This window comes from Flavobacterium sp. UBA2787, from assembly GCA_002352205.1.
Taxonomy (GTDB): Bacteria; Bacteroidota; Bacteroidia; order Flavobacteriales; family Flavobacteriaceae; genus Flavobacterium.
In genome coordinates this window covers 104499-117998 of the sequence record DEHZ01000015.1, presented here as the reverse complement: position 1 = coordinate 117998, position 13500 = coordinate 104499, and the positions used below count along the sequence as shown (strand labels likewise).

The following is a 13500-nucleotide window of genomic DNA, read 5'->3' as shown; positions in this document are numbered from 1 at the left end:
GTGTTTTTTTACTGATTATTATTTTACCAAACATACGTTCCAACTGCACCCGCATCGAGTGAAGAAGTTACCCATTTTTGGTTGAATTTAATGTTAAATGACTGGGCTATATTTCCTTCATTTAAAACAATTAATACTTTTTTTCCTTGTGGAGTTCTGAAAGCTACACTATGAATATCTCCAATTGAATTACTGTCAATTCTAACGGAACCATCCGGAACAAATTTGGAAGCATGAGCAATAATATAATAAGCAACATTTCTTGTAAAACTGCTTGAACTGTTGATAGTAATTGCTCCTTTGCAAGTTGTGCATCCTCCGGGGGTGTGTGGACCGAATGAAGCATTGTTTGCCAAATTCCATTCTAATGCATTTTTACTCCAATTTTTCATGGTTCCGATGATTACATTTTTAATATGCCATTTTAAATCGCCATCAAATGAACCTGTGTTGGAAGTATATTGTTCTGTAAAATATAAATCTTTGTCAGGATGAGCCGTTTTTACTTGCGACATTGCATTGACATCACCTCCATAAAGATGAAAAGCAGAACCGGTAATATAACTTTTTGCTGCAGGATCATTTAAAACAGCAATCGGATAACCCGGCTGATCACAATTGTGGTCATAAATAATAATTTTTGTGTTAATATTTGCTGCAGCAAAAGCAGGTCCGAGGTGATTTTTAATGAAATCTGCTTGTTGATTTGCCGTCATATACATACTGGGATTATTTCCGGGATGTAATGGTTCGTTTTGTGGTGTAATGGCATCGATTCTGATACCTTCTTCTTGCATTTTTTGAATAAATTTTACAAAATACTGTGCATAAACACCATAATATTGCGGTTGAAGGCTTCCTCCGATTGTACTGCCGTTATCTTTCATCCAAACCGGTGGTGACCATGGACTTCCCATGATTTTAATGTTTGGATTGATAAGTAAAATATCTTTTAAAACCGGAATTAAATGCGTCATATCCGGTGCCAAACTAAATTGATCTAGATTCAAATCAGTTTGTCCGGCTGGCAAATCGTTATATGAAAAAACAGTGCTGTTTAAATCAGAAGCTCCGATACTGATTCGTAAATAGCTTACTGCAATATCATTTTCGCCAGATCCAAAAAGTTCTTGAAGCAACTCTTGTTTTTTAGTTGCGTTTAATTGATTGATCACTTCGGCACTTCCTCCGGTTAATGAATAGCCAAACCCTTCTATTTCTTGGTAAGTAATGTTGGGTTTTACTTCAATTACAGGATTTATATTTGGTTGTGTTCCGAAAATTAATAATCCATTTTGCTTTTGTAGTTTAACGGATTGGTTTCCTTTGGTAAGCCAAAAATCAACTTCGTTGGTTCCAACCGGAGTATCATCATCCGTTGGTTGAGAATCTTCTGAAGACTGACTACATTGAGACAGCGACAATACGAATGCCAAAATTGCGATTGCTTTCATTGAGGTAAAAATTATTTTTTTCATATTGGATTTTTTTCTTTCTCTTTTTAGAAGAAGGATAGTTATGATTTTATTTTTGAGGATAAAATTTCTCCTTAAAATGCTTCCGTATTGCTACAGAAGCATTTTTTTCAAGGAAAAATAACTAACTCAAAACAAACTGTATTATTGATAAATTCTGATATAATCGACTTCAAAAACGGATTGTGTAAAATTTGAATCGATTGCTCCTCCAAAATTTCCGCCCATGGCACAATTTATAATCAGAAAGAAGTTTTGATTAAATGGTAAATTACTATTGTTAGAAAAAGTATAAAACAATTGATTATCAACATAAAACTTTATAGATGATGCTCTCCAATCTACTGTGTAAAGATGAAATTCGGAAGAAACATTTGGAACAGTTACACTTCCGCCATCGCCATTTCCACCGGAATGACCAGGATGGTGAAGCGTTCCGTGAATAAGGTTTTGACTGTTTCCAACGTGCTCCATGATGTCAATTTCACCACAACCAGGCCATCCCGCAGATGAAATGTTGTCTCCAAGCATCCATAAAGCCGGCCAAGTTCCGCCACCGGTTGGAAGTTTTGCTCTTATTTCTACTTTCCCGTATCGAAACGAAAATTTATTCTGTGTTTTAATTCTGGCAGAAGTATATTGGCTTCCGCTATAGTTTTCTTTGATTAATTTAATTTTTAGATGACCGTCTTCCACAATTACATTTTCCGGTCTGTTGGTGTAATATTGCGATTCATTGTTTCCCCAACCATCGCCACCTGTTCCTAAATCATAGCCCCAATAAGCACTATTTGGTGCTCCATTTACATTAAATTCTTCTGACCAAATCATAGAAGAAGCTACAAAAACGGTTACTGTTATTGATTTTGATATAAAATTTGTTCCGTTATAGGCGGAAACAAAAACTTCGTAGGTAGAAATTCCACTACCTGTATACGTATGCGTATGGGTATTTGATTGCGTTTCAACAACTTGACCATTACCCACATTTAATTTATAATTTGTTGCGTTATCGGCAGAAAAGCTAAACTCTACCATTCCGGAACCGCTTCCGTTGGGATTGCTCACATCTGCACCAACAACATTGGCGGTAAGTTGCAAATTTTGAGGCATGTTACTATTCTCAGACGAACTACTGTCGCTGCTACAAGCAAAAAATGCACTTGTTATAATGAGGATAAAGGAAAAAAATTGTTTCATAGTAAATTTTATTAAAAAATGCCCAACCCAATATTGATTGGGCATTTTTAAGTTTATTAAAGAGCTGGTTTCAATTTAAGATACCAGGCATTTCCTGTTTCTGTTCCTTGCACTCTTAGGTACATATAGTTTTCTGTTAATTCAATGATTTCATAGCTTTTTTGAAGAGCTCCGTAACCAATAAAGCTAGTTGTTCCTCCTAAAAGTATTGCTGTTTGAGTAGAATCAGCAATTCCGGAAGTGGCACCTGTAAATGTGAAAGGAGTTACTGCACCACCATAGCTGTAACATCCTTCATCTCCCGATGCTGGAATACCAGGTATAGAAGAAAGAGCTCCGGTTTTTGTGAAAGCTCCATCTGGAGTTGCTACATTAATTTGGTAAGAATTGGAGCCAGCCAAAAAGCTAAATGTAAACGTTGATGTATAAAAACAATTGCAACACGCAACTTTTTCATCAATAGCCGAAGACCACCATTCTGGGGTTGAAGAACCTTCCCAAGGACCAACGCCTAAATGGCCTGGAACATCTTTATCTACAACCCATGTTTTTGATGAATTGTTGGTTAAATAAGTTACAATTTCTGGCTCAACATTAAAATCGCTTCTAACTGTAATTTCTTTTGTAGCTGTTGTAGATGAACCACCGCTTCCGTAGGCTACTACAGTGATTAAATAGGTTCCGGTAGAAGAATATCGTTTGGTTACTGTTGTAGAGCTTAGGCTTACGAGTTCTGATTGAGCAGCTGTTCCATAATCAATTTTATAACCAATGGCTCCATCGGCTGTTACACTTATAATCACATCACCAGAACCGTCACCATCCGGATTTTCAGTATTTTGACCAATAATTTCGGTGTTAATAACGAGATTTGTTGGTGCATTTAAATCTCCAAGAGAATACTCTTCATCGGTACAATTTGTGAATCCTATTCCTACCATGAGGAAAGAAATCAAATATAAAATTTTTGTTTTCATAGCTTTCATTAATTTGTTAATCTGATATTATCTATATAAATAACTTCTCCTGCACCATTATCTGCATCGTTGTAACGCAAAACAAGTTGAGTAAATTGAGCATCGGCAGGAATTCCGGCGATTGTGCTGAAATCGAATGTTAATTCTTGCCATTGGTTTGCCACTGTGTTGGCTACTTTTACAACAGCTACTCCGTTGGCAGGATTTCCGCCAACAGCCCATTCTAATTCAACATTCAACATTTTACCCACTTCTGAAGCGTGAACTAAAACTTTAATTTTATTTCCATTAGAAAAATCAATAGGGTTGTTGAGCGGGCTGTATGTTCCGCTCCAATTGGGAACATTCATAGGTTTTGTATATTGACCTACTTTTGCACTTGTGTTTAATCCGGAAGGATTTGGATTATCAACTTTTGCAAAAGTTACATCACCAAAAGTTCCGAAAAAATAATTTACAAATTCACTTTCAAAAGTTATTGGTAATTCAAATGGATCAAAAATAATAACTTCTTCTATTAATTCAGAAGTTGCTACACCTCCACTTAAGGCTACTACTTTAAGCTGATAACTTCCTGCACTCGGATAAGTGTGTGGAGGAAGTGTTTGCCCAACAGCCATTGGTGTTCCGGTTTCATTAGCAACAGCTCCATAGTAAACCAAAAATCCATTTGCAAAATCGGCAACAGCAGATACGGTAAGGTTGTAGCCGTCAATTGATTTTGTAATTTCAAGATTTTCAGGAGCTCTGTAGGTAATTTGAAAAGGAATTAAACTTTCTGTTTCAAGACCTGTAATGCTTGTTGCATTGATCTTTACAGTATAACTTCCTTCCTGATAAACATGAGTTACATTTTCACCTGCAGAAAGTGTTACCGGTTCTGAAGTCCCATCGCCAAAATCGACAGTAAAGAAAGTCGCATCGCTTCCGGTTGGAGTAATTTTAACTTCACCTGAATTATCATTACTGACTTGAACAGTAGAGTTAATATTATTTGGTTGAGATGAATTTACCGATGATAAATCATCACTAATACTGTCTTCTGAACAACTTGTTGAAAAGATAGCAACTAACAACAATAATATGCTTTTTATATTTTTCATGGTCTGTATTTGTTAGTTATATTGTGGATTTTGAACGATTGCGGTGTTTTCCAATTCTTGATAAGGAATTGGGAAAATTTCATTTTTACCCGCTACAAATCCTCTTGCGGATAATTTTGTAGCAGCATCTCCCCATCGTACTAAGTCAAAGAAACGATGTCCTTCTCCGGCAAGTTCTTTTCTTCGTTCGTCTTTAATTGCGTTTAAAGAAACAGGTACAGAAGGCAATCCAACGCGTGCTCTTACGGCATCTAATAAAGCTTGAGCTCTTGCTCCGGTTGCTCCCAATGCTTCTGCTTCGAGCAAATAAGTATCTGCAAGACGAATCATATACGTGTTTTGTCTATAATTTAATACGGCATCTCCAGCTCCGGTGTGCACATCAGCTTGTCTAGGAACAAATTTGTTTAGGAAATAACCTGTGTCTTGAAATCCGGCAATATAATCTGCTTCTCCGTTTTCCTTTAATGTTTTTAAATCAAGAACTGTGTCTTCAAAGCGAGGATCACCTACCATAAAGTCATAAAAATCTTGTGTGAATACATTAAAACTCCATCCCGAAGGTAAGTCAGGTGCAGTTGTACCAATTTTGACATATCCTCTTGGACCAACCATTACGTTTAATGAATTTCCTTCGTCGGTGCCGCTTCCCCAGTTGCCCCAGCCGGAAAGACCGACATTGGTATGAGCTACTTCTAAAATAGATTCTTGGTTAAATTTATTGGCAACCAACCATAAATCGCCAAAATTGTCTAACAATTTGTTTCCGTATTGGTTTGTTTGCCCCGGTGTTCCGTTCACTTGAGCCAATTGCTCTGCTGCTAAAGCATTTTTACCTTGAAACAAAAACACTTTACCTAACATCGCTTGAGCAGCACCTTTGGTTAATCTTCCGGCATCTATTCCCATATTTGCAATTGTAGAAGGCAAATAGTCAATTGAGAATAATAAATCTTCTTCAATTTGAGCATAAACAGCTGCTGGATCTGCTTGCGGAACTGTTAAAAATTCACTTGGATCTAATGGAACTGTAATTAAAGGAACGTTTTTAAACATTCTTACCAATTCGAAATAATAAATTCCGCGTAGAGCTCTAGCTTCTGCAATGTAACGATTTCTTAAGTTATCATCCATATCGGCTGATGGTATTCTTAATAACAACACATTTGCTCTAAAAATACCTTGATAATAATCACTCCAAAAACTAAGTGGAATTGTGTTTGTATTGATTGTAAAATTGGAAAAAGACTGGATTCCAACTCCATCAGTAGAACTTCCTCCTCCCGCAAAATGATCATCTGAACCAGCATTCATCATAGCAATCATGTTTTCGAAACCACCGGATTGTTTTCTCAAAATATCATAAACAGATACTAAACCGCTAAAAGCTTCTGTTTGATTGGAATAATAATTTTCAGATGAAAATACACCTTTTGGCTCTATTTCAACAAAGTCGTCAGAGCAACCAATTATTGTACTTAAGAATAAAATTCCGAGTACACCATTTTTTAAATTAAATCTTTTCATAATCATTTTTTTTAAAATTGAAGATTAACACCAAACATAAATGATCTTGCTTGTGGATAATATCCTCTATCTATACCCATAATATTTCCTCCAATTTCTGGGTCGTAACCAGTATATTTTGTTAAGGTTAATAAGTTTTCTGCCGTCAAAAATAATCGAAGTCTTTCTGCTCCTATTTTGCCAGACAAATCTTTAGGGATAGTATAGCCTAATTGTACAACTTTTAGTCTTAAATAATCTCCATCTTCCAAGTAGAAATCGGAAGGGTTAGTAAAGTTTCTATTAGGATCGTCTATAGATAATCTAGGATAGCTATCTGAAGTTCCTTCTCCATGCCATCTTGACAACGCATCTGTCTGATAATTAGAATTCTGAATGTCAAGTCTTCTTAAGGCTTTAAAAATTTTATTTCCTCCTGCACCTTGAAAAAAGGTCATTAAATCAAACCCTTTGTAATCAAAATTAAGGGTTAAACCATAAGTATATTTTGGAAGAGGACTACCTAAAAACACCTTATCTTCATCAGATATTGTTCCATCTCCATTTGAATCTACCCATCTAAAATCTCCTGGTCTTGCATCTGGTTGAATTAATCCTCCATTTGAATTGGTGTAGGCATTCACTTCATCCATGTTTTGAAAAATTCCAGCTGTTTGATAACCGTAGAACGAATTATAAGCTTCTCCTACTTGAGTTCTTGTAATTGGACCCATTGATTGGAATCCTGCTTGACCAGTGGTTATAAATTCTTTACCAAAACCTAAGTAAGTTACTTCGTTTTTAAGTGATGAAAAATTAGCGTTTGCAGAAACATTTAATTCACCTACTTTTTTTCTGTAGCCTAATTCAAATTCAAAACCACTGTTTTCCATATCTGCAACGTTTCCAAGCGGATCACCTGTTGCTCCAACATACCCAGGAATAGTAACATACTGAAGAATTCCAGTTGTTTTTTTACGATAGTATTCAATTGTTAAAGTAAAATCGTTAGCTAATTTTGCATCAAAACCAACATTAAACTGAGCGGTTTCTTCCCATTTTAAATCCGGATTATCCGGTGCACTAGGGCTGTATCCCGTTTCAATAACGGTGCCATCTGCACCAAATGTATAATTTCTACCTCCGTTAATTAATGCTGCATAACCGAAATTTGGAATCCCATCGTTTCCTGTTATGCCATATCCTACTCTTAATTTGAATGTGTTAACAATTTTATTTTCTTTCCAAAACCCCTCATTAGAAATATTCCAACCCACAGAAAAAGATGGGAAAGTTCCATACTTATTGTTTTTACCAAATCGGGTGGAGCCATCTCTTCTTATAATTCCTGAAAAAAGGTATTTTTCGTCATAATTATAATTTAATCTTGCAAAAAGAGAAGAAAGATGATGCTCTATACCATCATAGGTAGATCCTACTTTATTATCGGCTGGTAAATCAAAATTAAAAGACGCATCTTGATAATTGTTGATTGGTAAATCAAAATAAGTGGTACTGCTTCCGCTGGTTATGTTATCAACATACGCACCTTGACCTATCATAGCTTCCAAATTGTGTTTATCAAAAGATTTTGAATAAGAAATTGTATTTTCAATATTCCATCCAAACGTTTTGTTTATGCTTCTACCGTAATTATTCTGTAAAGTTAAAAGCGAAGCGTTTAAATAAAATTCTGGAGTAAAACCTTCACCGCCCCAAAAGGCCATTTTTCCACCTATTGAACTTCTTATTTTAAGTCCTTCAATTGGAGTTTTAATTTCAAGAAAAGCATTTCCAACAAAATCATCAGACCATCCAAAATGACCTAATCTCGTTTGAGCATAGGCTAATGGATTTGACATTTCTTGACCTACAAAATTTGAAATTCCATACGGGTTTCCAAATGAATCTCTAATAACAGGATTAGAAAAATAAGGTGTTTGATTAATTAAAACTGGATCAGTCTCAATTACGGGTGTAATTGGATCTAAATTTATCGCAGAACTTAATGGCCCACCAAACTCGCTGTTTGTATTTCCAATACCAACAGATTTTTGATGTGAATAACCTAATGTTTGACCTACAGTGAAATATTCTGATATTTTGTGTGTAGAGTTAATACGAATATTTTTCTTGTTGAATTTTGAAATTTCAGGTAACACGATACCTTCTTGATCAATTAATCCAAAAGATAAATAAAAAGTAGATTTATCATTACCTCCACTTACGCTCAATTCGTGTGAAGATCGTTTAGCTGAATCATCAAAAATATACGATTGCCAATCGGTTCCTCTGCCTAAAGAAGACAAATCAGAGAAAATAATGTTACCTCCACTAGCCACTGAACGTTCATTCATTAATGCAGCATATTCTGTAGCATTTAGCATTTCTAATTTTTTGGCTGCGGAAGAAACACCTGCAAAACCAGTATAGTTCACACTAATTTTACCTGATTTTCCTTTTTTGGTTGTAATCAAAATTACACCGGAAGCAGCTCTAGAACCATAAATAGCCAAAGAAGCGGCATCTTTTAAAACTTCAATTGATTCAATGTCATTTTGATTAATAAAGCCAATACCAGATGATTCTACGATAACACCATCAACAACCCAAAGCGGATTATTTCCACCATAAGTATCAAACGTTGTTATACCACGAACACGAACAGTAGCAGCAGTTCCAGGTTGACCAGAATTGCTTGCGATAATCACACCCGAAGTTCTTCCTTGCAAAGCTTGCTCAACACGGCCGCTGTTTGGAATGTTTTCAATATCCTTTGCTTTTAAGCTGGATATTGCACCTGTTACAACACTTTTCTTTTGTGTACCATAACCAACAACAACAACTTCATCTAAAGATTTATTTTCTTCATTCAAAATTACGTTGATAGTTGTGTTTTCAGAAACGGCTATCTCTTGAGACTCATAGCCGACAAAAGAAAACACTAAAATTTCATTTGGATTGACTTTGATCATATAATTACCATCAAAATCGGTTGTAGTTCCCCTTGTTGTGTTCTTTACTACAACATTAACGCCAGGTAGCGGGAGATTACCCGAACCATCCGTTACATTCCCTTTAATTTCAATGTTTTGGGCGGTAATCATTGAAAAAGCAAAGAGAAAAAGCATGCTTAAATACTTGCTGAATTTCATAAATTTTGGTTGTTTAAATAATTTGTTAGTTTTTGTTTTTTGCCATTTCTAAAAAAAGTAAAGAATCCTAAAAAAATATACCTTATTATTACGAGTAATATAATTTTAAAATCTACTCTAACGATTTCGTTCTAATAGCAGCTTAAAATTATTTCATATTAACACAACATTAACAATGCTCTATACACTTGTATCTCATCAAATTTAAAATTACTTACACTTTTAATTCACTTAATTCTATAATAATTTCAATTTCAAGTATTTAAATAAATAAAATATTACACCTAAATCTAATTTTTTTACTATTTTTGATGGGATTTTAAGCATTTTTCTTTCATTTTTTAATAATTAACACCATTGAGAACCTATTTTCAATTACTAACCGTTGTTTTATTAATGATTAATTGTATCGTTTTTTCGCAAAACGTAAATTTCAATGAGTTAAAAATTAATCCTATTGCTAAAATCACAAACTACAATCGTTCAAATTTTAATGCCGATCCTCAATTTTGGGCTGCTTGTGAAGATAATGATGGAGTAATGATTTTTGGCAATAACGATGGTGCTGTTTTTTTTGATGGAAATCGCTGGAGTAAAATCAATCTTCCTAACAATTCCTCTGTCAGGAGTTTATTCAAATCTAAATCAGGAAAAATTTTCGCAGGTGGTTACAACGAATTTGGTACTTTACTAAAAGATGAAAAAGGAAAATACAATTATCATTCATTAATGAATGAATTGCATCTTACGAACAAACACATTGAAAACATTTGGCAAATTCACGAATTGGGTGAATATATTATTTGTAGAACCTTTAATGGATTAATTCTTATTAAAGGAAAAACGGCTTTATTTATTCCTGCAAATACATCATTTATAAACTCTGCTGTTATAAATAATAATTTTTATGTTCAAGATGCAAAATTCGGCATCTATAAATATAATCTTTCAAATAAAGAATTAAATCTTTTGTTTGAAACAAACAAATTTAATGATGAAGAAATAGCATCAATGCTTGAATCTGATGGAGAAGATGAAATTATTTTGTGTTCAAAATCAGGTAACATTTACAAAGGCAATTTAAAAACCCACACTGTACAAATGTGGTTTAGTTTGTTTGATATTAACAGTCCCGATCAAATTTCAAAAGCAATACGGAAAGACGGCAAAACCATAATGGTGGGAACATTAACGTCAAAAATTATTGAATTTAATAGTACAACCGGAATTATTGATAAAAAAAATCCGTCATATAGAAGCTTAAAAAATGTTGCTATCCATAATCTTTTTAAATCAAAAAATAATTATTGGGTTATTACAAACAACGGATTGTCATTTATGGATTTTAATCCTCCATTCATCAATTTGTTCGATAAAGCGTCTGTGTATGATGTTTTAATTCATAATTCCAAAATATATTTAGCCACAAACTCCGGTGTTTTTTATGCCGATACTTCTTTTGAATCAAATTCAGACACCTATTATTCATTTTCAAAAATAAAGGAACTGCAGGGTCAAACCTGGTCTATTCAATTAATTAATGACGACATAATTATTTCACACAATGATGGTTTATTTGTATTAGAAGATTTAGTTCCAAAAAGAATTGGAACAGAAAGTGGTTTCTGGAAAGTCACACAAATTGAAGGAAATCCAAACAAATATTTAGCATCATGTTATACCGGTTTATATCTTTTGCAAAAAAGCGACAATGAATGGAAACTTTTGCACAAAATTACCGGATTTGAAGAATCTGCAAGAGATATTATATTATCTGATGATAAAAACACCTATTGGATTTGTCATGGCTATCAAGGTGTGTTTAAGGTACACTTGAACAGTGATTATACTAAAGCAACAGCTGTAGAACATTTTACTGACAGAAATGGATTAAAATCGTTTTACAACGTCAATGTAGTTAAATGGGAAAATGAAATTGTATTTACTACCAATAATGGAATTTTTCAATATAACCATGAACAAAATAGGTTTGTTCCACATGAAAAACTAAATAAAATTCTAGACCCAACTAAAAACACTCGAAAACTAATTACAAGGGGGTCGAAAACATGGTTTGTTTTGAATGACGAGGCGGGCTATTTCTATACAAAAAACAATGACAAATTGCTTTATAAAGATTTGTTTTTAAACCTTAAAGGCTATTTTAATCGAGGGATGGAATGCATAATTCCATTGTCTGAAAACCAAGTATTATTTGGCTCTAATCTAGGTTTGTTTTTTTATAACTTAAAAAATAACACTACAAATGCTGTTGTTCCAACTCAACTGAGTGCAGTGAAGTATACTGCAAATCAAAAACAGTTTTTAGCAGAAATAAAAAGTCGTTCATCGATTGAATTTCCAAACAAAACTGCCTTATTGCGTTTTGAATTTGCGGCTCCAGAAATGACAAAAGGCACACAAATTCAATTTAGTTATAAACTTGAACCAATTGATAAAGATTGGTCTAGTTGGCAAAATTCATCCTATAAAGAATTCACACATCTAAATCCTGGCGATTATATCTTTAAAATTAAGAGTAGAAATTTATCAGGAATTCTAGGAAAAGAAACCAGTTATAAATTTACGATTGTACCAAAATGGTATCAAACAAATTTTGCTTTTTTCTTATACATTACTTCATTTATTTTGTTTATTTACATCGTTTGGATTTTAGTTAAGAAAAAAATTGATCGAGAAAGAACAAAGGCACGAGTTGAAGCTGAAAAAACAAAAAAACTCTTGGAATTAGAATTAGAACAACTAAAACTTTTACGAGAAAAAGAAAAAATTAACGCTGCAAAAATTCATCTTGAAGAAGATGTTATCGAAAAAAGCAAGCAACTTGCCAATTATACACTATTATTAAGCCAGAAGAAAGAGCTTTTTAATGATCTTCAATTAGATTTAAAGAGCTTGCGTGAAATTAATAAAAATGATGACTTTAGAAAACGCATTAGTCAAATATTTCAAAAACTTCATCAAAACAAAATTGGCGAAGAATTCATGGAAATTTTTGATGTAAATTTTGAAAAAGTTAACCACAATTTCTTTGAAAAACTAAAAGAACTAAACCCTTCGTTAACAAAAAGAGAATTGCGTTTATGTGCTTTTGTTAAAATGGATTTGAGCAATAAAGAAATCGCTCCTTTGCTCAGTATTTCTATCCGTGGAGTAGAAAATGCTCGGTATCGTGTGCGAAAGAAATTAAATGTTCAACACGAAGAAAATTTTTCATCCTACTTAGAAAGCTTGGTTAGTGATGAAAAGAAAACGCACCTCGAATGAGATGCGTTTTCAATACAATTGCTATTTTTTACTAAAATTATAAACTCGCTTTTAAATATTCGCGGTTCATACGAGCGATATTTTCTAAGGAAATGCCTTTTGGACATTCGATTTCGCAGGCACCGGTGTTGGTACAGTTTCCGAAACCTTCTTCGTCCATTTGACGCACCATGTTTAGAACGCGTTCTGTTGCTTCTACTTTTCCTTGTGGTAAAAGGGCGTATTGCGACACTTTTGCTCCAACGAACAACATCGCCGAACCGTTTTTGCAAGACGCAACACACGCTCCGCAACCAATGCAAGCTGCTGCCATGAAGGCTTTGTCTGCGTCGTCTTTAGGAACAGGAAGCGAATTGGCATCGATAGTTCTTCCGGAAGTATTTACCGATACGAAACCACCGGCTTGTTGAATTCGGTCGAAAGCTGTTCTGTCAACCACTAAATCTTTGATTACCGGGAAAGCTTTGCTTCTCCATGGTTCAACAAATATAGTGTCGCCGTCGTTGAACATTCGCATATGTAACTGACAAGTTGTGATACCGGTATCTGGTCCGTGAGCACGCCCGTTGATGTATAACGAACAGCTTCCGCAGATTCCTTCGCGACAATCGTGGTCGAACGCAACAGGTTCTTTTCTGTCGTTAACTAATTGCTCGTTTAATTGGTCTAACATTTCTAAAAACGAACTCGCTGTGGAAACATTATCTAGTTTATATGTTTCGATTCCACCTTTAGTTTTAGCATTTTTTTGACGCCAAATTTTAAGGGTAATATTTATATTTTTTGCTGCACTCAT

8 protein-coding genes are annotated in these 13500 nt (G+C 34.3%); 1 reads left to right on the top strand and 7 read right to left on the bottom strand.

The window, feature by feature from the left end; translation table 11 throughout:
• Window positions 1-23 precede the first annotated feature (23 nt).
• From B4N66_RS13675 to B4N66_RS13650, 6 genes are all read right to left on the bottom strand, one after another.
• Complete coding sequence (locus B4N66_RS13675; protein WP_291095419.1) at window positions 24-1478, bottom strand: glycoside hydrolase family 30 protein; 1455 nt, start codon at window positions 1476-1478, stop codon at window positions 24-26.
• A gap of 141 nt (window positions 1479-1619) precedes the next feature.
• A complete protein-coding gene (locus B4N66_RS13670; protein WP_291095417.1) occupies window positions 1620-2675 on the bottom strand; it encodes a glycoside hydrolase family 16 protein in 1056 nt (351 codons plus the stop codon).
• Window positions 2676-2731: 56 nt separating this feature from the next.
• Window positions 2732-3652, bottom strand: a complete 921-nt coding sequence (locus B4N66_RS13665) for a PKD domain-containing protein (protein WP_291095415.1) — start codon at window positions 3650-3652, stop codon at window positions 2732-2734.
• Between the two features lie 8 nt (window positions 3653-3660).
• On the bottom strand, window positions 3661-4755 hold the full coding sequence (locus B4N66_RS13660) for a PKD domain-containing protein (RefSeq protein ID WP_291095413.1): 1095 nt from the start codon (window positions 4753-4755) through the stop codon (window positions 3661-3663).
• Window positions 4756-4767: 12 nt separating this feature from the next.
• Window positions 4768-6282, bottom strand: coding sequence for a RagB/SusD family nutrient uptake outer membrane protein (locus tag B4N66_RS13655; protein WP_291095411.1), 1515 nt, complete (start codon window positions 6280-6282; stop codon window positions 4768-4770).
• Window positions 6283-6293: 11 nt separating this feature from the next.
• Complete coding sequence (locus tag B4N66_RS13650) at window positions 6294-9416, bottom strand: SusC/RagA family TonB-linked outer membrane protein (protein ID WP_291095409.1); 3123 nt, start codon at window positions 9414-9416, stop codon at window positions 6294-6296.
• Between the two features lie 396 nt (window positions 9417-9812).
• Here B4N66_RS13650 and B4N66_RS13645 point away from each other — a divergent pair, with 396 nt between their 5' ends.
• A complete protein-coding gene (locus tag B4N66_RS13645) occupies window positions 9813-12704 on the top strand; it encodes a helix-turn-helix and ligand-binding sensor domain-containing protein (RefSeq protein WP_291095407.1) in 2892 nt (963 codons plus the stop codon).
• Between the two features lie 37 nt (window positions 12705-12741).
• On the opposite strand, the gene B4N66_RS13640 is transcribed toward B4N66_RS13645, so the two are convergent.
• Window positions 12742-13500, bottom strand: coding sequence for a succinate dehydrogenase/fumarate reductase iron-sulfur subunit (locus B4N66_RS13640; RefSeq protein WP_291095405.1), 759 nt, complete (start codon window positions 13498-13500; stop codon window positions 12742-12744).